The sequence below is a fragment of the Dactylosporangium sp. NPDC049525 genome (assembly GCF_040676755.1).
Taxonomy (GTDB): Bacteria; Actinomycetota; Actinomycetes; order Mycobacteriales; family Micromonosporaceae; genus Dactylosporangium.
The window spans coordinates 183,529-203,426 of the sequence record NZ_JBFAPO010000017.1 but is presented as its reverse complement, the minus strand read 5'-3'; the positions used below and the strand labels follow the sequence as shown (position 1 = coordinate 203,426).

15 protein-coding genes, 6 tRNA genes and 1 pseudogene are annotated in these 19,898 nt (G+C 69.8%); 14 read left to right on the top strand and 8 right to left on the bottom strand.

The window, feature by feature from the left end:
- Window positions 1-15: 15 nt before the first annotated feature.
- The 11 genes and pseudogenes from AB0K00_RS25045 to AB0K00_RS24995 all read left to right on the top strand — a co-directional run.
- Window positions 16-171 (top strand): annotated as a pseudogene (locus AB0K00_RS25045) (hypothetical protein); the annotation flags it as partial.
- Window positions 172-174: 3 nt separating this feature from the next.
- Window positions 175-1,689 (top strand): chemotaxis protein CheW, encoded by a 1,515-nt coding sequence (locus tag AB0K00_RS25040; protein WP_363524059.1) that lies wholly within the window; start codon window positions 175-177, stop codon window positions 1,687-1,689.
- On the top strand, window positions 1,690-2,103 hold the full coding sequence (locus AB0K00_RS25035) for a response regulator (protein WP_363524040.1): 414 nt from the start codon (window positions 1,690-1,692) through the stop codon (window positions 2,101-2,103). It abuts the gene before it with no gap.
- Window positions 2,104-2,186: 83 nt separating this feature from the next.
- Window positions 2,187-2,804, top strand: coding sequence for a hypothetical protein (locus AB0K00_RS25030; RefSeq protein WP_363524038.1), 618 nt, complete (start codon window positions 2,187-2,189; stop codon window positions 2,802-2,804).
- 304 nt (window positions 2,805-3,108) lie between these two features.
- Window positions 3,109-3,182: transfer RNA gene (locus tag AB0K00_RS25025), tRNA-Trp, on the top strand.
- A 40-nt stretch (window positions 3,183-3,222) separates the two neighbouring features.
- Window positions 3,223-3,296: transfer RNA gene (locus tag AB0K00_RS25020), tRNA-Leu, on the top strand.
- 51 nt (window positions 3,297-3,347) lie between these two features.
- Window positions 3,348-3,791, top strand: a complete 444-nt coding sequence (locus AB0K00_RS25015) for an HNH endonuclease (protein ID WP_327005226.1) — start codon at window positions 3,348-3,350, stop codon at window positions 3,789-3,791.
- Between the two features lie 61 nt (window positions 3,792-3,852).
- Window positions 3,853-3,925 (top strand) — tRNA-Leu (locus tag AB0K00_RS25010).
- Window positions 3,926-3,928: 3 nt separating this feature from the next.
- Window positions 3,929-4,013: transfer RNA gene (locus AB0K00_RS25005), tRNA-Ser, on the top strand.
- A gap of 11 nt (window positions 4,014-4,024) precedes the next feature.
- Window positions 4,025-4,099: transfer RNA gene (locus AB0K00_RS25000), tRNA-Arg, on the top strand.
- Window positions 4,100-4,104: 5 nt separating this feature from the next.
- Window positions 4,105-4,190 (top strand) — tRNA-Ser (locus AB0K00_RS24995).
- Between the two features lie 183 nt (window positions 4,191-4,373).
- Here AB0K00_RS24995 and AB0K00_RS24990 read toward each other — a convergent pair.
- Together AB0K00_RS24990 and AB0K00_RS24985 are read right to left on the bottom strand one after the other, a co-directional pair.
- Window positions 4,374-5,255: a glycosyltransferase gene (locus AB0K00_RS24990; protein WP_363524035.1), complete on the bottom strand. Its 882-nt coding sequence runs from the start codon at window positions 5,253-5,255 to the stop codon at window positions 4,374-4,376.
- A gap of 89 nt (window positions 5,256-5,344) precedes the next feature.
- Window positions 5,345-8,059, bottom strand: a complete 2,715-nt coding sequence (locus tag AB0K00_RS24985) for a hypothetical protein (protein WP_363524032.1) — start codon at window positions 8,057-8,059, stop codon at window positions 5,345-5,347.
- Between the two features lie 3,358 nt (window positions 8,060-11,417).
- Between AB0K00_RS24985 and AB0K00_RS24980 the strand changes: the two genes are divergently transcribed.
- The gene (locus AB0K00_RS24980; protein ID WP_363524029.1) at window positions 11,418-11,672 is read left to right on the top strand and encodes a hypothetical protein; all 255 of its coding nucleotides are present in this window, start codon (window positions 11,418-11,420) and stop codon (window positions 11,670-11,672) included.
- Here AB0K00_RS24980 and AB0K00_RS24975 read toward each other — a convergent pair.
- Window positions 11,669-13,441: an MFS transporter gene (locus AB0K00_RS24975; protein ID WP_363524026.1), complete on the bottom strand. Its 1,773-nt coding sequence runs from the start codon at window positions 13,439-13,441 to the stop codon at window positions 11,669-11,671. The genes AB0K00_RS24980 and AB0K00_RS24975 overlap by 4 nt on opposite strands.
- 134 nt (window positions 13,442-13,575) lie before the next feature.
- On the opposite strand from AB0K00_RS24975, the gene AB0K00_RS24970 reads away from it, so the two are divergent.
- The gene (locus AB0K00_RS24970; RefSeq protein WP_363524023.1) at window positions 13,576-14,088 is read left to right on the top strand and encodes a hypothetical protein; all 513 of its coding nucleotides are present in this window, start codon (window positions 13,576-13,578) and stop codon (window positions 14,086-14,088) included.
- Between the two features lie 2 nt (window positions 14,089-14,090).
- Here the strand turns inward: AB0K00_RS24970 and mgrA are convergent, their stop codons facing one another.
- Window positions 14,091-15,089, bottom strand: a complete 999-nt coding sequence (gene mgrA / locus AB0K00_RS24965; RefSeq protein ID WP_363524057.1) for an L-glyceraldehyde 3-phosphate reductase — start codon at window positions 15,087-15,089, stop codon at window positions 14,091-14,093.
- A 17-nt stretch (window positions 15,090-15,106) separates the two neighbouring features.
- Here mgrA and AB0K00_RS24960 point away from each other — a divergent pair, with 17 nt between their 5' ends.
- A complete protein-coding gene (locus AB0K00_RS24960) occupies window positions 15,107-15,520 on the top strand; it encodes a response regulator (RefSeq protein ID WP_363524020.1) in 414 nt (137 codons plus the stop codon).
- A gap of 71 nt (window positions 15,521-15,591) precedes the next feature.
- On the opposite strand, the gene AB0K00_RS24955 is transcribed toward AB0K00_RS24960, so the two are convergent.
- The 4 genes from AB0K00_RS24955 to AB0K00_RS24940 all read right to left on the bottom strand — a co-directional run bounded on the left by AB0K00_RS24955 (window position 15,592) and on the right by AB0K00_RS24940 (window position 19,895).
- Entirely contained in the window at window positions 15,592-17,292 is a 1,701-nt protein-coding gene (locus tag AB0K00_RS24955) for a S8 family serine peptidase (RefSeq protein WP_363524017.1), read from the bottom strand.
- A 76-nt stretch (window positions 17,293-17,368) separates the two neighbouring features.
- Window positions 17,369-17,614: a hypothetical protein gene (locus AB0K00_RS24950; RefSeq protein ID WP_363524014.1), complete on the bottom strand. Its 246-nt coding sequence runs from the start codon at window positions 17,612-17,614 to the stop codon at window positions 17,369-17,371.
- 62 nt (window positions 17,615-17,676) lie between these two features.
- Window positions 17,677-18,807 carry a dipeptide ABC transporter ATP-binding protein gene (locus AB0K00_RS24945; protein WP_363524011.1) on the bottom strand — a complete coding sequence of 377 codons (1,131 nt, stop codon included), beginning with the start codon at window positions 18,805-18,807 and terminating at the stop codon, window positions 17,677-17,679.
- Between the two features lie 11 nt (window positions 18,808-18,818).
- The gene (locus AB0K00_RS24940; RefSeq protein WP_363524008.1) at window positions 18,819-19,895 is read right to left on the bottom strand and encodes an ABC transporter ATP-binding protein; all 1,077 of its coding nucleotides are present in this window, start codon (window positions 19,893-19,895) and stop codon (window positions 18,819-18,821) included.
- Between the last annotated feature and the right edge of the window lie 3 nt (window positions 19,896-19,898).

The window sequence follows — 19,898 nt, the reverse complement described above, 5'->3', positions numbered from 1 at the left end:
GATCAGTCGATCCGGGTGGATGTGGATCTGTTGGACAAGTTGATGAATTTGGTGGGGGAGTTGGTGTTGACCCGGAATCAGTTGATCCGGGCGATTGGGTCGGTGGCGGATCCGGGGATGACGCGGACGGGTCAGCGGTTGAATCTCATCACTTCTGAGTTGCAGGAGTCGGTGATGAAGACGCGGATGCAGGCGATTGATCATTTGTGGTCGAAGTTGCCGCGGGTGGTGCGGGATCTGTCCTCGACGTTCGGTAAGCAGATCCGTCTGGCCCAGGAGGGTAAGGAGACGGAGCTGGACCGTTCGTTGCTGGAGGCGGTGAAGGATCCGTTGACGCACCTGGTCCGCAACGCGGTTGATCATGGGATTGAGCATCCGGATGAGCGGGTCGCGGCGGGCAAGAGTGCGGAGGGGACGTTGACGTTGCGGGCCTACCACGAGGGTGGGCATGTGATTGTCGAGGTGCGTGACGACGGTAGTGGGATCGATCCGGACAAGATCGCGCGGATCGCGGTGGAGAAGGGCCTCGTCTCGCGGGATCAGTTGGCGGCGATGGATCGTCGGGAGATTCTGGCGTTGGTGTTCCGGCCTGGGTTCTCGACCGCGAAGGCGGTGACGAACGTGTCGGGTCGTGGGGTGGGGATGGATGTGGTGAAGACGAACATTGAGCGCATCGGTGGTGCGGTTGATGTGGATTCGGTGGTGGGGAAGGGCACGACGTGGCGGTTGACGATCCCGTTGACGCTGGCGATCATTCAGGCGCTGACGATCGAGTGTGGTGATGAGCGGTATGTGATCCCGCAGGTCGCGGTGCATGAGCTGGTGTATCTGGACGGGCAGTCCGGCCGCGTCGTCGAACACGCCATGGGCGCGCAGGTCTACCGGCTCAGAGGGAAGCTGCTGCCACTGGTGTACCTCGACGACACCCTCGGCCTCACCCGCGACGGGGAGCACGACAAGGACGTCTACGTCGCCGTGCTGCAGGCGGAGGGCAAACGCTTCGGGCTCGTCGTCGACCGCGTCCTCAACACCGAGGAAGTCGTGGTCAAGCCGCTCACCTCCCGGTTCAAGGACATCGGGGTCTACGCCGGCGCCACGCTCCTCGGCGACGGCCGGGTCGCACTCATCCTCGACGTCGCGTCCCTCGCCCGCCGGGCGCAGCTCGCCGCCGGCGTCGAACCCAAGGACACCGACACGGCGGTCCGGCGCGGCAACGGCAACGGCGGACGGCTCCTCATCGCGGGCGTCGGCGACCGCCGGGTCGCGATCCCCCTGGACATGGTCACCCGGCTCGAGGAGTTCCCGGTCGAGCGGATCGAGCGGACCGGCAGCCGCGAGGTCGTGCAGTACCGCGACCAGATCCTGCCGGTGCTGCGCCTGTCGCACCTGCTGGGCGCGTACGAGACCGAATCCGGGCCCACGGTGCCGGTGGTGGTCTACACCGAGAACGGGCGGTCCGTGGCCCTCGCGGTGGAGAAGATCCTCGACATCGTCGAGGAAGGCCTCGACGACTCCCGCCGCGACTTCGGCGACGACGGCCTGCTCGGCTCCGCCGTCATCCAGCAGCGCGTCACCGAACTCCTTGACGTCCGCCGCGCCATCCTCGCCGCCGACCCCCTCTTCCACACCAAGATCGACACCACCACCGACCCGTACGAAACCACCACCTACCAACCTGCCGGAGTCTGAATGGACACGAAGCTCGCCATGGTCATCGACGACTCACGTGCCATGCGGGGCATCCTCAAACGGATCCTGCTGCCGCTCGGCTTCGAAGTCCGCGAGGCCACCAACGGCAAGGACGCCCTCGACCAGATCTGGGACCACGACCTGCAACCCGGGCTCGCCCTGATCGACTGGAACATGCCGGAGATGAACGGCCTCGAGTTCGTGATGGCGGTCCGCAAGCAGAAACACCTCCGGCAGATGACGCTCATGATGGTCACCACCGAGAGCGAACACGGGCAGATCGTGCGCGCCCTCGCAGCCGGCGCGCACGAGTACGTCATCAAGCCGTTCACCGCCGAGGCGATCGTCGCCAAGCTCAGCTACCTCGGCGTCCTACCGCAGATCCCCACCCTCGAGGCTGCCAACAACGGGTGACGTGAGGGGCATGACCTGAAACGCGCTCGTCTTGGTCCGATAGGCGACGGAAGAACACCAGGCGGCGTCGTACCGTGCGACACATGACGATCGACTTTCCGCGCGGCTGGTGGGGCACGGACCTGGGCAGCGCCCGGGCGAGCATGGGTACCTACGAGCTGTACCCCACCGAAAGCCTGCCGGTAGTGGACCAGTCACGCTTCGACGGCACGTTCCACTGGCTCGTCCCCGGCGCGCCGCACGACCCGCTGCGCGCCATGGACCTCGGTGCCCTCGCCGCGCACGTCGAACTGCCGGCCGCGTTCAAACGCTTCATGAGCAGCCAGGTCCTCATGGACGCCATCCCGTCCTGCACCGGCTGCGACTTCGACCTGGCGCCCCGGCCCGTGCCCAGCCCCGTCGAGCCCGAGGCGCAACTCGTGCGGTTCCTGCGCGACCAGCAGGACGCCGTCATCTGGTACCTGTACCTGCGGCCCGGCGCCGAACCGTTCGTCATCGCCTCGCCCTGGCTGCTGGAGATCGTCGGCCTCGAGGAGGTCGACGTGGACGTCCTCGTCGCCAACATGGTCCGCGTCGCCGACAGCTTCGAGCAGTTCATCCACCGCTTCTGGCTGGAGAACGCCCTCTGGTTCAGCGTCAACGAAGGCGACGAGACCACCGACGAGATGGACCTGTACCTCGCCCACTACACCGCCGCCTGAGCCGATTCCCGGCGCCGCCGGAATTAACTGGTTGCCGCGGCGGCGTCGGGGTCGTATCTTTGAATACGTCAACGAGGAACACCAAGATCCACCGGGATGCGAAGGGAGACCGCAAATGGCAGCGCACATCGAGCTAGGACTGACGGCGTCCGCGTCACGCGGTCGATCAGCTTCCCGTAGTTGGCACAACATGCTGCTCAGCGACCTGCTGGTCGGCTCGGAGCTGCCCGGACGGTGGCGAGGCTAGGGTTCCCCCCGCCTCTCCCGCCGCCCACCGCAATGGGCGGCTTTTTTGTACCTTCCTACGGGTGTAGCTCAATCTGGTAGAGCGCCGGCTTCCAACACCGACGGTTGCGGGTTCGATTCCTGCCGCCCGTGCAGCATCGTTGTTTGACAATTCCATTCGTATGTTCAAAATGCCGAGGTAGCCCAATCGGTAGAGGCGTCCCGCTCAAAATGGGATCAGTGCGGGTTCGAGTCCCGCTCACGGCACGCAAGATCGTTTGGTATCAGTTGGGGAAGTAACAAGCGAAGGGAGGCCCGGTGACCGCGGTACTCGTTCTCAACGCCGACCTCGGACCCCTGCACCGGGTCACCCTCCGCCATGCCGTGCGCATGCTGCTGCGTGAGGTGGCCGTCGTGCACGAGTCCGAGCCCGACCGGCTCATCGGCGTCTACCCGATGCCGAAGGTCGTGCGGCTCGTGTCCTACGTCGTCACCCGCTGGCGCTTCGGCGGCGGACCTGCCTGGTCCCGCGCCGGGGTGCACGCCCGTGACGGCCGCCGCTGCGGCTACTGCGGCAAGGACGCCACCACCATCGACCACATCCTGCCCCGGTCCCGGGGTGGGCGGAACACCTGGAAGAACACCGTTGCGGCCTGCACGGTGTGCAACCAGCGCAAGGGCGACCGCACCCCCGCCGAAGCGGGCATGGTGCTGCGGGTCCAGCCGTCGGTCCCGACCTGGCACGCACTGGCCCAGCGCTGACTGATGGGCCCGGCGGGGTGCTGCTACCTCCCTGCCGGGCCCACACAGGCTCGAAACCCGTGCCCGGGTAGCCCAACGGTAGAGGCGCCTGATTCAGGGTCAGGAGGTTGGAGGTTCGAATCCTCTTCCGGGTACTTGGAAGGTTGGCCGAGAGGTAAGGCTGCGGCTTGCTAAGCCGTCGACGGGGGCAACCCCGCGGGGGTTCGATCCCCTCACTTTCCGCGCACGACCATGCCCTTGTAGCTCAGCGGAACGAGAGCGCTTCGCTACGAACGAAGAGGCCGGAGGTTCGAATCCTTCCAAGGGCACTTCTGGAGAGGCCAGCCGATAGGTGCCGGCACCCGTCTCGAAAACGGCGTTGGGTTCACGCCCGTGTGGGTTCGACTCCCACCCTCTCCGCTCCACGCCGAAGGCGGCGGTGCCAGCGCGCCGCAACGCGGGCCACCCGGTGCTCCGACTCGCGCCGCAGGTCCTCGGTCATCGCGTCCGGCTGGCACAACATGCTGGTGTAGAACATCGGTGGCTCCTTCGTCGTGTTCGGCTTCATGAACATGACGAAGGACGGACCGCCGATTCGGACAGTCAGCGACCCAGTGCGTACTTTGTGAGCACGGTCACGCTGCTGCCGCTGCGCTGCTTCGCGGCCGCCGGCAGCATCGTCAGCGCGTGAATGCGGGACGACAGGTGCCAGCGCGCCGCCCGACCCGCCCGGCGCCAGCCGTGCGCGTCCATCCGCGCCGCCGCGGCCAGGAAGAAGTCGCGCGCCTCGCTGAACCGGCCACCCGTCACCGCGGACGACGACGACAGGCTCGAGCCGTGCCGCCGGTACCGGAACGACAGCTCGTCCGTAGCCACGAGCGTGCCGCCGCGGGTCACCAGCTCCAGGATCAGCGCCAGGTCCTGGATCACCTTCAGCTCCGGGTCGAACCCGACCGCCTTGATCTCCGACGTGCGCCAGCACAGCGACGGGAAATACAGCCAGTTGCCGCGCAGCAGGCTCACCGCCAGTTCCTCGCCCGACATGACCACGGTGCCGCTGATCTTCGGCGCGTACACGCGGCGCTTCGTCGAGTCCGCCAGGGTACGCACCACCTCGCCCCGCGCGTCGATGACCTCGACACCGGGCTGGAGCAGCACCGCCTCCGGATGCGCATCGACGAGCGCGTGCACCGTGGCGACGTAGTTGGGCAGCATCACGTCGTCACAGCCCATGATGACCATGAACTGTTCCGTGGCCAGGTCCACACACTGCTGGAAGTTGCCGGTGACCCCGAGGTTTGCGGGGTTTCGCCGGTACCGCACCCGCGGGTGCTCCAGTGCCGCGAACCACTCGGGGATGCCTTCCGCGGTGCTGTCGTCGAGGACGGTCAACAGCCACCGGTCGTCGGTCTGCGCGATGACGCTGTTGACGGCGAGCTTCAGCAGCTCCACGTCGCCGTAGTGCGGCAGCATGATGTCGAGCACCGTGCGATCCTAGTCGGCCCCCGGCCGCGCGACGAAAACACGACGGCCGGTCTCGGATGCGAGACCGGCCGTTCGTGTGTCCGTGATGGTTAGCGAGCCCGCCTGGGGCCGGCCGGTGGCTGGCCCGCCGCCGCGCGCCGCGCCGCCGTCTCGTCGCCCGCCGCGCCCGGCGAGTCCTCGTCCCACGCCTTCGCACGGCGGATCTCGTCGAAGAACCCGAGGAGCCGGTCGAGCTCCTGCGTGCTCGTCTTGTCGTCGGTGCGGGTCGCCTTGCCCTTCTTGCCGTGCGAACGGATCTCGCGGCCGCTGCGGATCGACGAGGTGTCCTCGATGCCACCGGTCTGGTCCTCGGCCTCGTCGTGCGCCGGCATCCGCTGGACGGGTGCCCGCTGCCCGGGGGGCGTCGGCAGATCGAAGTGGTGCTCGTCGTAGTTCGGCGCGTCGAACCGGTAGCCGTCGTTCGCCGGGCGGCCCGCCTCGTAGCCCTGCGGGTCGTACGCCGGGGGCTGCTCGCGGTGGTACGTCCGCGGCGGCGCCACGTTCAGGTCCGGGTGCGACCCGTTGCGCGGCGGCTCGGGGGCGCCGCGGTAGGTCTCGGGCGCGACGGCGGGGAACGCCGTGGTGCTCTCCGCCCGCCCGTTGGCGAATCCCTGCTGCTGCCCGCGGCCGTTGTCGACCGGCCGGCCGTGCTGGCCCGGGTGCTGCGGGCCGAAACCGCCGGGGGCGTGGTGGCCGTTGGTCCCGTTCGGGCTCAGCGGCGCGAACGCCCCGGTGGGCGGCTCAACCGGCGCGAACGCCCCGGTCCGCGGGTCGACACCGTTGCGGACGTCGTGACCGTTGCGCGGGTCGACGCCGTTACGGGCATCGTGACCGTTGCGGGCGTCAACACCGTTGCGGGGGTCGACACCGTTACGGCCGTCCACGCCGTTGCGCGCGTCTGCGCCGTTCCGTGGGTCGGCGCCGTTGCGGGGCGCGGCGAACGATGCGGTGCGCGGCTCCACCGGCGGGAACGACCCCGACCGCGGCTCGACCGGCGCGAACGATCCGGAGGTCGGCTCCACCGGCGCGAAGCCACCAGTGCGCGGCTCGGCCGGCGCGAAGCCACCCGTGCGGGGCTCGGCCCCGTTGCGGTGCTCGCTGCCGTTGCGGCGTTCCGGGCTGGTCAGCGGCTCGAACGAACCGGTGCGCTGGCCTTCGTAGCCGTTGCGGTACCCGTCCTGGGGCTCGTCGTGGTCGAACGAGCCGTGCGCCGCCGGACGGGACACCGTCGGGTGTGCGCCGGACGGGTGCCCGTTGGCCGGCCGCCCGTTGACCAGGAACGGTCCGTCGGCGCGGTGACCGTTGTGCTGCGCGGCGGGCGTCGCCGGGAACGACCCGGTCGACCCCACCGAGGGGAACGAACCCGTCGAGCCGACCGCCGGGAATGACCCGGTCGTCGATGGCGGGAACGCGGGCAGCGCCGCCGCCGGCGGGGTCGCCGACGGGCCGACGAGCTCGACCTCGCCCGGCTCCGGCAGCGAGTCGCGCAGCGCGGTCGCGAGGATGAAGACGTTCGGCGCGGCGCCCCGCGGCACGGCCAGGTAGGCCCGCTTGCGGGCGTCGACCGGGAGCTTCTCCAGTACATCGGCCATCATGTGCCCGGGCGGCGGCAGTTCGGGCGCGTGGGGGGCACCGACGATGATGGCGCAGCGGTTGACGTCGACCGGCAGCCCGCGGATCCAGTCGGCGGGGTCGGTCAGGTGCTCCGGGCGGATCCACACCCCGGCCTGGACGACCTCGAGGACCCAGCCGCTGCCGAGCGTGAACGTGGCCGCACCCGCCGGCGTGTCGAGCACGTCGGGGCACGGGTTGACCCAGTCGACCGGCCGCGGCGCGCCGGTGCGCGGCGCGTGCCACAGCTCCCGGGCGAACGTCCGCCAGCGGGGGAGGCCCTTCTGGTCGATCGTGACGACCGCGCGCTGCCCGGCCGGCGCGCACAGCGGCAGGCCCGTGCGCACGTGCACGGCCCGGCCCAGCACCTCGGCGACGACCGGCCCGACGGGCCCGTCCAGCAGCGGGCGCTGCCCATACGGCGTAAAGACGCACCGGTCGGCGGCGAGCGCCGGGATGACCGAGACGGCCCGGACGAGCTCGTCACGGTGTAACGGCTCCTCACCCGGGTGCGACAGGATCATCGACGGGTGCGAGTGGTCGGTCGGCACCGAATACGCCAGGTCGGTGACGCTGCCGACGCGGCGGCGGTGCAGCCACAGGCCGGCCGGGATCTGGTCGAGCACGAGGTCGCCCGAGAGCTCGGGCACCTCGCCGAGGTCCGCCTCCCAGTGCGGCGCCGGGAACCGCCAGCCGACCCGGGTGGGCTGCGCGCCGGCCCGGAACCGCCAGAACCCGCCAGGGCGGTGCTCGCCACGCCCGATGGGTGCGAACAGCGACCCACCCGGTACCCCAAGCAGCGGCCCAGCGGCGGCGATGACGTCGATCCCGAGCCGCATCGCGATCATGTGCGCCGCGGCGGGTCGCTCATTGGTGGCGCAGGCGCCGTCCCAGGCGACGAACCGCATCGCGGTGAACCCACGCGGGAGGCCGTTGGCGAGGACTTCAGCCAACTCCTCGACCATCGCGGGCTGGAGCTTGACGGTGTGCGAGCTGATGACCACCGCACACTCGGTGGAGCCGTGCGGCGAGACGACCAGCGCTGCCGCGCCCGGGCTGGGCTCGTCGCCCGAATGGACGACCGCACCCGCGCCGAGCCACGAGACCTTCATGCCGGGCCAGTGCCGCAGGCGGACCTGCATCGCGGTGCTCATGCGAACCTCACACAATCTGCTGCCCCGACGGGCGGCCATGCCGAGATGCGCATCGCAGCCTGCTGGTCCGGCGCGCTTGCTGCAAGCGGGCAGCAGATAGTCAAGATCGCCCTCCGTCGGGTGTGCCGCGAGCGGTGCGATGCGGAGGGGGTTCCACACCGATCACCGCATGGCGGCTCTGGCGGATCGTACCGCGCTGAGTGACGGACGCAACCATCCCGTTTGTCGTGGGACCCGGCGGATATGGCTGACAGCCGGGTGGATCCGGCCCGATTCACCCCGATTGATGACGAGTTTTCCGGAGAGTTGTGCATGTCAGCGGTCCCTACTCGACGGATACATTCTGTGATCGCCGCTGTCCTTGCGGTGATCGCGCCGCCGCTGTTCCTCACTGCCTGCAAAACCTCTCCATTCGGTCGATCCGGACGGGACCCATCGATCGGCCCCACTCCTGGATACCCGCGGATCGGGCTCCTGTCCTGTGTGCCACAGCCGGTCAACCCGCCCGACTTGACTGCGCCCAACCACTCTGACCAGCAATTACTCGTCCAGTCCAGCCCTGCGCCGGCGTCCACCCGGGTGACGAAGTACACGTCCGCCTCCCAATCTCGATCTCCACCGTCCGCCGAATCGCATTCACGCAGCGACGATCGACGATGCCGCAACCCGATCATGTGCCACTGCACCACCCGGTACGGCGGTCGACAGCACCCCCGTACCGAGGCCGCCCACCGCACCGTGCAAGATGCACGACCCGCTCGCGCCCGGCCCGCCTGAGCGGCCGTAAGGCTCCGTTCGCCGTGGGGTCGCCTGCCGTATACCCAGATACCCGGTCGTCGAATTCCACTCCGCCCGGCGTGTCCCTCTGAAACCGCGATCTTGTGCCCTTTCGTCGCCCGGTTTTCCGCCCGTACCGGCCCCTATTGCTGCGGATTCCCGCCGCTGCCGGCCCCCGAAACGGTCTCCTTCCGGACAATTCCACGCCTCGCGCGCCGTTCATCCGTCCCGGCGCTCCCGCCGTCCCCGGGCGCTCGGCGGACCCTCCCTGACGGCGCACGCTCGGTGATCCGCTCGCTCGCCCCGCGTCACGACGCCTCCACTGTCGCGTGAATCCTGCCGGAAACGTGCCAACACAAAGATTTAACGGACACGCCACGCATCCATCCCACCCCAAACGCCCACCATCCACCCCTTTCCACCCAGTCCCCTCTGCGCATTGAGCTTGGAAGATCTGACTGGTCCAGGGCAGTCAGATCTTCCAAGGTCAACGCGTGGCAACGTCACCCGTCCGCGGCGCCACCGCACTCTGTAGTCCCGAACGGCGCCGAGTTCGGCATCTCGAGCCGCGCACATGCCGCCGCCGGCTGCCCGGGTGGTTCCACGAATCGACGGCCCGTGGGTCGCGGTCGCCGAGCCAGTGCCCTCCGGCCGCAGCAGCGCCCGCATAGACGCTGTCACAAAAGCCGCAAATCCGGGCGTTGGCCAACGTCTGCCCAGATGGGCGAGACGTGGCCGCACCGGGCAAGCGCCTCAGAGGCCGGCCTTCTCGGACACCAAGCCTCGGAGGATCGGCAGCACCGACGAGGACCGCACCAGACGGTGCCTCAGAGGCAACGGCTCAGCGAACCGCGCGGCACTGACAGACGCCTCGGAGGCCGGTGCCGCGTAGTGCAGCTAGTCGCTGGACACAGCGACGATCGCAGCGCCGGAGGACGCGGCGGACGAAATAACGGACGGCACGGCAGTGGTCCCGGCGGTGGAGGACACAGCAACGGAGGGCGGGGTAGTGGAGGGCGCGGTAGTGGGCGACGCAGCGGCAGGCAGTGCGACGGTCGGGTTTGCAGTCGGCCCGGCTGTCTCGGCCTGGGCCTCGGTGGACCTGGCCGTAGTGCCCCTGGCTGCGGCGGGTCGCGTCGGCAACGGTCTGGTTTGTGGCCGCGACGGTAGTGCCGCCGACAGCGACGGTTGGTGCGGGCGCGGGCGCGGGCGCGGGCGCGGGTGCGGGTGTGGCGGTGGGCGACAAGGAGGTGGCAGACAGTGCAACGGTCTGGTTCACAGTCGGTCTGGCTGCTTCGGCCTTGGCCTCGGCGGACCTGACCGTAGTGCCCCTGGCTGCGGCAGGTCGCGTCGCAACGGTCTGAGCTGTGGCGTCGCCGGTAGCCGCGACGGGTGGTGGCGCCGGCAGCGACGGCGTGGTCGACGGTTGCTGCGGGCGCTGCTGTGGCAGCGGATGCGGCGATGGGCGCGGCGGCTGCGGGTGCGGCGGTGGGCGACGCGGCGGTGGCAGGCAGTGCAGCGGTCGGGTTCGCAGTCGGCGTGGCTGTCGCGGTCGTGGCCGCGGCGGATCCGGCGGCAGCAGACCTGGCTCTAGCGGCCCTGGCTGCGAGTGGTTGCGTCGCAACGGTCTGCGGTGCGACGTCGGCGGTGGTGCCGCGACGGTAGTGGCGCCGACAGCGACGGTGGCTGCGGGCGTAGCGGTGGGAGCCGTGGCAGCGGGGTGACGCGGCGGTAGGCAGTGCAGCGGTCGGGTTCGCGGTCGGCGTGGCTGCCTCGGTCGTGGCTGCGGCGGATTCGGCGGCAGCGGACCTGGCTCTAGCACCCCTGGCTGCGCCAAGCTGCGTTGCAACGGTCTGAACTGTGCCGTCGCCGGTGGCCGTGACGGTGGTAGTGCCGACAGCGACGCCGTGGTCGACGGTTGCTGCGGGCACCGCTGTGGCAGCGGATGCGGCGATGGGCGCGGCGGCTGCGAATGCGGCGATGGGCGACGCGGCGGTGACAGGCAGTGCAGCGGTCGGGTTGTAGTAGGCGTGGCTGCCTCGGCCGTGGCCGCAGCGGACCTGGCTCTAGCGCCCCTGGCTGCGGGCGATTGCGTCGCAATGGTCTGAGTTGTGGCCGCGACGGTGGTGGCGCCGACAGCGACGGTTGCTGCGGGCGTATCGGTGGGCGCCGTGGCAGCGGAGTGACGCGGCGGTAGGCAGTGCAGCGGTCGGGTTCGCAGTCGGCGTGGCTGTCGCGGTCGTGGCTGCGGCGGATTCGGCGGCAGCGGACCTGGCTCTAGCACCCTGGCTCTAGCACCCTGGCTTCGGCAAGTTGCGTTGGAACGGTCTGAGTTGTGGCGTCGACGATGGTGACCGCGACGGTGGTGGCGCCGACAGCGACGGTGGTGGTGGCGACGGTGGCTGCGGGCGTAGCGGTAGGCGCCGTGGAAGCAGGCGTGGCGGCGGTTGGCAGTGCAGTGGTCGGGTTTGCGGTCGGCGTGGCTGCCTAAGCCTCGGCCACAGCGGACCTGGCCATAGCGCCCCTTGCAGCGGCCAGGTTGCGTCGCAACGGTCTGAGCTGCGGCGTCGCGGTGGTCGCGATGGTGGTGGTGCCGACGGCGACGGCGTGGTCGACGGTTGCTGCGGGCACCGCTGTGGCAGCGGATGCGGCGATGGGCGCGCCGTCTGCGAGTGCGGTGGTGGGCGACGCGGCGGTAGTGGGCGACGCGGCGGTGGTGGCCGTGACAGTTACGGCGGGGGCAACGGCGGCGCCGGTTGTTGCGTGCGCGGCGGCAGCGGGCGTGGCGGCGGTGGGCAGTGCAGCGGTCGGGTTTGCAGTCGACGTGGCTGCCTAGGCCTCGGCCACAGCGGACCTGGCCGTAGTGCCCCTGGCTGCGGCAGGTTGCGTCGCAACAGTCTGCATTGTGGCGTCGACAGCGGTGGCCGCGACGGTGACGGCGGGGGCAACGGCGGCGACGGTGGCTGCGGGCGTAGCGGTGGGCGCCGTGGCGGCGGGCGACGCGGCGCCGGGCAGGGCAGCGGCGGCGACGGTGGCTGCGGGCATAGCGGTGGGCGCCGTAGAAGCAGGCGACGCGGCGGTGGGCAGTGCAACGGTCGGGTTCGCGGTCGGTGTGGCTGCCTCGGTCACGGCCACAGCGGACCTCCTGGCAGCAGGGACCCCGACCGCGGCAGGCTGCATCGCAACGGTCTGAGTTGTGCCCGCGATGGTGGTGGCGGCGACAGCGGTTGTGACGGCGCCAGTTGCGGTGGCGGGGCCGGCAGCGGTGGCAGCGGCGACGGAGGTAGGCGCGACCGCGACCGCGGCTGCGGTGGCGTTGGCGGGTGTGGCTGCGGTGGCAACTGCGGTGTCGGTGGCGGCGACGGCTGCAGTGGCGGGCGTTGTGATGAGGTCGAGGGCCGTGGTGGCGGCGAGGGTGTTGGTTGGGTCGAGGGGAGTGCTGCCGCGGCGCAGGACGAGGAGGACGGCGGTGATGAGGAGGCCGACGGCGCCGACGGCGGCGAAGCCCCAGCCCGGTGAGCCGTGGTCGATCGCCCAGCCGGCGAGCGGGGAGCCGATCGCCAGGCCGACCGTCAGGGAAGAGCCGTGCCAGCCCATGGCCTCGCCGCGGGCCGGGGACGGGACCAGGCGGCTCACGAGGTCGGCGCTGGCGCTGAGGGTGGGGGCGCACAGGGCGCCGGCCGGCAGCAGGGCGATGAAGAGCAGCCACCAGCGGTCGCCCACGAGGCCGACGGGGAGGGTGAAGAGGCTGAGGCCGCCGATGAGGGCGACGAGCGGCACCGCGCGGGTCAGGGCGCCATACACGAAGCCGCCGATTAGCGAGTAGACGCCCCAGGCGGCGAGCACGCCGCCAATGAGCTGGACCTTGCCGGCCTCGCGGAGCATCGCGACGATGCCGAGGTCGGTGCCGGCGAGGACCATCGTGGTGGCGGACGCGGCGGCGCAGACGGCGAGGAAGCGCGGGGTGAGCCAGTCGCGGCGGCGGACGGGTGCGGCGGTGTCCGCGGGCTGGGTGGGGTCGGCGGGGGCGTGGACGGGCGGGTTGGTCACGAACAGCGCGATGCCGGCCAGCACGAGGCAGCCGCCGATCGACCACATGGTGACCCGGCCCGACAGGCTGCTCATGAGCAGGACGGCGAGCGGCGGCCCGGCCATGAACGACAGCTCGACCGACATCGAGTCCAGCGCGTAGGCCTGGCGGCGCTGCTCGGTGGGGACGAGCGCGGCGAGGGACTGGCGCACCACGGAGAACACCGGCAGCGAGAACACGCCGGCGACCACGGCGCCGACCAGCAGGGCCGGATAGGACAGCGACGGCGCCACGGCCCAGAAGAGCGCCTCGCAGACGGTGGTGACGATCAGCATGGGGCGCAGCCCCTTACGATCGACGAAGCGGCCGTTGAGCGGGCCGCCGATGGCGGTGCCGACGGTCAGTGCGGCGCCGACCAGACCCGCGGCGCCCCAGCCGCGGTGGAGATCCTGCGCCACGTGCAGCGTCATCGTGACCCCGATGGCGGTGATCGGGATGCGGGCCAGGAGCGCCAGCACCATGAGCGATCGCACGCCGGGGAGGGCGAGGACGTGACGGTACGGGTCGAGGCGCATGGGGCAATCATGTCGTGGGGGTACGACAAGAACCGAGCGAGTTATCGGCCCCGAAGGCACCAACGTAACGAAGAACACGTCACGGGGAACCCGACGAACGACCGAGCAGTCCAAGAGAGATGGAGACACCTTCGATGAAGTCGAGGACCCCGATCGCCGTCACCGCCCTGCTCGCGCTGGCCCTCGCCGGCTGTGCGGACGGCACGACGGACAGCACCGCGGGCGCCAGCGGGGCACCGTCGAGCAGCGCCACCGCGCAGGCCCCGGCCAGCCCGGGCGCCAGCGCCAGCACCAGCGGCGGAGCGAGCCAGAACGTCGGTGACACGCTGCTGGTCTTCACCCGGACCGGTGGCCTGGCGGGCACCAACGACCGGCTCGTGGTGCGTCCGGACGGTGCGTGGACGCTGACGACGAAGAGCGGCACGAAGGAAGGCAAGCTCACCGCCGCCGAGCTCGCCGCCCTCAAGAGCACCCTGGAGCAGGTCGGGTTCTCGAAGCTGCCCAAGGTCAACAGCAACGGCAACGTCGCGGACGGGTACAAGTACAGCGTCAGCTACGGCGGCGACGAGGTCGTGGCGGAGGACGGCGCGGTGCCGGCCGCCCTCCAGCCTGTGATCACGACCTTGAACGGCCTGTTGAGCAAGTAACGCTAAGCGGCGGTCAGCAGCGAATCGATGCGGGTCAGCTCGTCCGCGGTCAGCGGAGCGGCGGACAACGCGCCGAGGTTCTGCTCCAGCTGCGCCACCGAGCTCGCCCCGATGATCAGCGAGGTGACCCGCGGGTCGCGCAACGCCCACGCCAGGGCGAGCTGCGCGAGGCTCTGCCCCCGCCCGCGGGCCACCTCGTTCAGCGCCTCGATGGTGGCCAGGCGGGACTCGCTCAGGTCACTCTCGTTGAGGAAACGGCTGGTGCGCACCCGCGAGTCGTCCGGGATACCGGAAAGGTAGCGGTCGGTCAGCAGCCCCTGCGCCAGGGGCGAGAACGGGATGCACCCGACGCCCTCGGCCGCGAGGACGTCCAGCAGCTCGTCCTCGATCCAGCGGTCGAACATCGAGTACCGCGGCTGGTGGATGAGCAACGGCGTGCCCAGCTCCCGCAGGATGCGTGCGGCCTCGGCCGTCTGGGCAGGGGTGTAGTTGGAGATACCCGCGTAGAGCGCCTTGCCGGCCCGCACGGCCCGGTCCAGCGCGCCCATCGTCTCCTCGAGCGGGGTGTCCGGGTCGGGGCGGTGGGAGTAGAAGATGTCGACGTACTCCAGGCCCATCCGCGCCAGCGACTGGTCCAGCGACGCCGTCAGGTACTTGCGGGAGCCCCACTCGCCGTAAGGTCCGGCCCACATGTCGTAGCCGGCCTTCGTGGAGATGATCAGCTCGTCGCGGTACGGGCGCAGGTCCTCGGCGAGGATCCGGCCGAAGTTGAGCTCGGCGGAGCCCGGCGGGGGCCCGTAGTTGTTGGCCAGGTCGAAGTGCGTGACCCCGAGGTCGAAGGCACGGCGGACGATCGCCTGCTGGGTCTCATATGTCCGGGCGTGCCCGAAGTTGTGCCACAGGCCGAGCGAGATCGCCGGCAGCTTCAGCCCGCTGCGACCGCTGCGCCGGTATTGCATGTCCTGGTATCGGCTTGAAGCCGCCTCATACGCCACGACCAGGATCTTAAGCTGGCGTCATGGAGGAGGATGCGGAAGCGCCCGGCGCGACGGTACTGGTGGCCGAGGACGACCCTGACATCCGTGACCTGTTCACCATGGTGCTGGAGTCCGCGGGCGCCACGGTCGTCGCCGTGAACAGCGGCGGAGAGGCCCTGGCGGCCCTGCAGGACGGCGGATTCGACCTGGTGGTCACCGACATGTGGATGCCGAACGTGTCGGGCCTGGACCTGTGCAAGGCGCTGCGGGCCGACCCGGCGACGGCGAAGCTGCCGATCCTGATGCTCAGCGCCTACGGGCGGATGCGGGGCCGGGAGGAGGCGATGCTGGTCGGTGCCACGGAGTACCTGACGAAACCGATCCGGCCGGGCGTCCTGGTGAGCAAGGTCGACGCCCTGCTCGGCGGCGGCCGCCTGGCGCCCCGCGGCACGTAGCCGCGCCCCACGAACACGGCAGAACGCGCCGTCCGGTGGCACGCAGAGCGCGCCACCGGACGGACAACGAACTAGCGGTGGTCCCACCAAGGCTTGGCGGTCACGGCCGCGTAGGCGTCGACGATGCCGAAGCCGTAGAAGCCGTTGAACTGCTCGTCACCCTCACAGAGGGCGTTGAACTCCGCGTCGCGACCTTCCTGGAGGTAGGTCTGCAGCCGCGGCGTCGGGCAGGCGTGCTCGGCGGCCGAGCTGTACAGGATGTACTCGACCTTCCACGGCTCGAGACCGAAGTCCTTGCCGTGCTTGTCGCCGTGTGCGCTCACGATGAGCGCCGCGACGCCGGCCGCGTGCGGCGAGGCCATCGAGGTGCCCTGCAGCCAGGTGTAGTAGCCACACTTGCCTGCGGCGGTGCACTCCTTGTAGACCAGGCCTTCGGCTTCCGGCACAACATTGCCGTCCGCGTCGACCGAGCCCTCCTCCTGCAGCACCTTCTTCGGGTACGTGGAGAGGATCATGTTTTCGTTGGTGCGGTAGGTGTCCGTGCCGAAGCCGTCACGGAACCAGCCGCCGGGTGCGGCGACGCCGATGCGCTCCAGACCGTAGTCGGAGAAGTCCGACTTCTTCAGCGACGGGCCGAGGGAGGAGACACCGATGACGAACGGTCCCTCGACGGGCAGGTCCCAGCAGGAACTGTTGTCGATGGGCCGGTCGTAGGCGGTGTCCACCGGGTAGTCCGGGCTGGAGATGTCGGTGCGGGGCTTGCCCTTGTCCTCGTGGTTGTTGCCGAGCGCACCGACCAGCGTGACGCCCTTGAAGTGGGCGTACGTCAGGGCCCGGAACATGCCGCGGATGATGGTGCGCTGCTCAGCCTGCGCGGCCGCGGAGTCGGCCGGGTTGGCGGTGCAGTTGAACAGCCACGGGTCCACGTAGAACGACATGTTGACCACGTCGATGCCCGACTGGCCCGCGTGGACCAGCGCGTTGACGACGGGCTCGAGGAAGAAGTACCCCGAGTCCTGGCCGCCCTTGAGCTCGACCAGCGACACGTTCGGCGCGACACCGGAGATGCCGAAGCCGTTCGCCGCCGCACCGATCGTGCCGGCAACGTGCGTGCCGTGGCCGCCGTCGTCGGTGCCGACCGGGTCGAGACAGCTGGCGACCTCGCACGGGCCGTCGATGTCGGTCTTGTCCGGCGCGAAGTTCTTCGACAGCGCCCAGTTGAAGTTCGGGGCGATGTCGGGCTGCGACGCGTCGACGCCGGTGTCCAGGATGCCGACGGTGACACGCTTGTCACCGGCGTTGACCTTGCGGGCCTTGTCCGACTTGACCGTGGTGAGACCCCACAGCTTGTCGTCCAGCGGGTCCATGCCGGCGGTTGCGGGCTTCTTGCCGCCGGGCTTCTTCGCTGCCGCTGCCGCGGCCTGTGCTTCCTTCTCGACGTCGCCCGGCTGCACCTTCTTGGGTGCCTTGCCGATGGCGGTGCGGTGTGCGGCACCGACGAGCTTCGAGGAGGCTGCCGCCTTCTCGACGAATCCGCTCTGCGGTGCCAGGACCGTGAACATCCCGACCGTGTCGTTGGTTGCGACGACCTTGCCGCCGGCCTTGGCGATGGCTGCGGCCGCGTCACTGGTCGAGACATTGTCCGCGGCCACCACGGTGTACTCCGTGTTGGCGACGGTCTCGGCGCTTGCCGGGGCAGACAAGCCTGCCGCGGTCACGGTCAACGCCGCGGTGATGACCGCAGCGCCCGTGAACCTCTTGTTGAATCCCACATGTCCTCCCGGTTCGAGGGGATGGGAATATGAGATCGAAAAACATTCGGCTGCGGAAGGCATTCAGCCAAGATTTTCAAATACTTCGAGCGATTCGCTCCACAGTTTCCTTGGCGTCCGCCAGACCGGCACCCGTCGCCTGGCGGTAGAGCTTGATCGCGGTGATGAGATCCTGGCGCCGCAACGCGGCGGTGAACTCCGGCGGCAGGCCGTCCACGGCTCCGAAGACGTCGGCGAGCGCGGGGTCAAGTCCGAAATGACGATAGAGAAATGCGACCTGACGCTCCAGTCGGGCCAGGCGAATGCTTTCGGCGGAGTTCATGGCGCAGACCGTAACAACGTCGGGGAGCCACTACTGGCGGCTCCCCGACGCAATTCGTCCGGTTATGCGATCGGCTCCGCGAACGGGTCCGTCGAGGCGGCCACCGGGATCTCCGCGGCGGCGGCCCGGGCGGCCTGCGCACCCTTGCCCGAGCGCTCCTCGTCCGTGATCGGGAAGTGGCAGGCGACCGTCTGGCCCGGCTGCAGCTCGCGCAGCGGTGGCTCCTCCTGGGCGCAGACGTCCTGGGCCTTCCAGCACCGGGTCCGGAAGCGGCAGCCCGACGGCGGGTCGATCGGGCTGGGCACGTCACCGGTCAGCAGGACCCGCTCCCGCTGCGCCTTGTCGCGCCGGTCCGGGTCCGGCACCGGCACCGCGGACAGCAGCGCGAACGTGTACGGGTGCAGCGGCGTGGCGTACAACCCGTCGCGGTGCCCGACCTCCACGACCTTGCCCAGGTACATGACGGCGACCCGGTCGGAGATGTGCTTGACCACCGACAGGTCGTGCGCGATGAACACGTAGGTCAGGTTGAACTCGCGCTGCAGGTCGTCGAGCAGGTTGACGACCTGCGCCTGGATCGACACGTCGAGCGCGGAGACCGGCTCGTCGGCGATGATGAGCTTCGGCTGCAGGGCCAGGGCCCGGGCGATGCCGATGCGCTGACGCTGGCCGCCGGAGAACTCGTGCGGGTAGCGGTTGTAGTGCTCGGGGTTGAGCCCGACCAGCTCCAGCAGCCGCTGGACCTCACGCTTCTGCCCGTGCGCCGTCTTGATGTTCTGCACCTGCAGCGGGGCGCCGACGATCGAGCCGACGGTGTGCCGCGGGTTCAGCGACGAGTACGGGTCCTGGAAGATCATCTGGATCTCGCGCCGCAGCGGGCGCATCTGGCCGACCCCGAGGTGCGAGATGTCGCGCCCCTCCAGGATGACCTTGCCGCCGGTCGGCTCCAGCAGCCGGGTCATGAGCCGGCCGGTGGTGGACTTGCCACAGCCGGACTCGCCCACCAGGCCGAGCGTCTCGCCGGCCTTGACGGCGAGGTCGATGCCGTCGACGGCGCGCACGGCGCCGACCTTGCGCTTGAAGAACGCACCCCGAAGGATCGGGAAGTGCTTCTCCAGGCCGTGGACCTCGAGGAGGTTGTCGCCGCCCCGCTGAGGAGCCGCGGCGGGCTGGGATTGGGTGCTCGTCGACACTGTCGTGCTCCTCAGAGGGATGGGGCGATGTCCGACTTGAAGATGGCCAGCCGTTCCGCGGGCGGGATGTGGCACGCGACGCCGTGATCGTGCGTGCCCTCCGCCAACGTCGGCTCGACCGTCTTGCAAGGGATGCCGTTGCGCTCGACGTACGGGCAGCGAGGGTGGAACGAGCAGCCGCTCGGCAGGTTGATCAGCGACGGCGGGTTGCCCTTGATCGGGACCAGCCGGTCGCGCACCTCCCGGTCGACGCGTGGCATCGAGGACAGCAGGCCCCAGGCGTACGGGTGCTCCGGCCGCCGGAAGATGTTCTGTGCGGTGGCGTGCTCGACGCACTTGCCGCCGTACATGACCAGGATGTCGTCGGCGACCTCGGCGACCACACCCAGGTCGTGGGTGATGATGATGACCGCGGAGTTGAACTCGGCCTGCAGGTCGCGGATCAGGTCCAGGATCTGCGCCTGCACCGTCACGTCCAGCGCGGTGGTCGGCTCGTCGGCGATGAGCAGCTGCGGGTTGTTGACCAGCGACATCGCGATCATCGCGCGCTGCCGCATACCGCCGGAGAACTGGTGCGGGTAGTCGTCGACCCGCTTCTGCGGCTGGGGGATGCCGACCCGGTCGAGCATCTCCACGGCGCGCCGCTTGGCGTCGGCCTTGCTCACCTTGTGGTGCACCCGGTAGGCCTCGATGATCTGCTTGCCGACCGTGTAGTACGGGTGCATCGCGGTCAGCGGGTCCTGGAAGATCATCGACATCTTCGCGCCGCGCAGCTCGCGGACCCGCTCCGGCGACGCCCCGATGAGCTCCTCGCCGTCCAGCCAGACCTCGCCGCTGATCTTCGCCGAGCCCCGCCGGTGCAGGCCGAGAATGCCGAGGCTGGTGACGCTCTTGCCGGAGCCGGACTCACCCACGATGCCGAGGGTCTCGCCGCGCTCCAGCTGGAACGTCAGGCCGTCCACGGCCTTGACGATGCCGTCGTCGGTCTTGAAGTGGATCCGCAGGTCGCGCACGTCGAGGAAGGACTGTGCGGACGTGCCGGCGCCGACGGGGGTCGGGTCGCCGTCCTTGAGCAGACTGGTGGACATGCT

Coding starts and splice junctions, on each gene's coding strand:
- AB0K00_RS24985 (WP_363524032.1), bottom strand. CDS start 8,059: ATGAGCACCGCGATGCAGGTCCGCCTGCGGCACTGGCCCGGCATGAAG.
- AB0K00_RS24960 (WP_363524020.1), top strand. CDS start 15,107: ATGGAGGAGGATGCGGAAGCGCCCGGCGCGACGGTACTGGTGGCCGAG.
- AB0K00_RS24975 (WP_363524026.1), bottom strand. CDS start 13,441: ATGCGCCTCGACCCGTACCGTCACGTCCTCGCCCTCCCCGGCGTGCGA.
- AB0K00_RS24970 (WP_363524023.1), top strand. CDS start 13,576: ATGAAGTCGAGGACCCCGATCGCCGTCACCGCCCTGCTCGCGCTGGCC.
- AB0K00_RS24980 (WP_363524029.1), top strand. CDS start 11,418: ATGGTGGTGGTGCCGACGGCGACGGCGTGGTCGACGGTTGCTGCGGGC.
- AB0K00_RS25035 (WP_363524040.1), top strand. CDS start 1,690: ATGGACACGAAGCTCGCCATGGTCATCGACGACTCACGTGCCATGCGG.
- AB0K00_RS24950 (WP_363524014.1), bottom strand. CDS start 17,614: ATGAACTCCGCCGAAAGCATTCGCCTGGCCCGACTGGAGCGTCAGGTC.
- AB0K00_RS25040 (WP_363524059.1), top strand. CDS start 175: ATGAAGACGCGGATGCAGGCGATTGATCATTTGTGGTCGAAGTTGCCG.
- AB0K00_RS24940 (WP_363524008.1), bottom strand. CDS start 19,895: ATGTCCACCAGTCTGCTCAAGGACGGCGACCCGACCCCCGTCGGCGCC.
- AB0K00_RS25030 (WP_363524038.1), top strand. CDS start 2,187: ATGACGATCGACTTTCCGCGCGGCTGGTGGGGCACGGACCTGGGCAGC.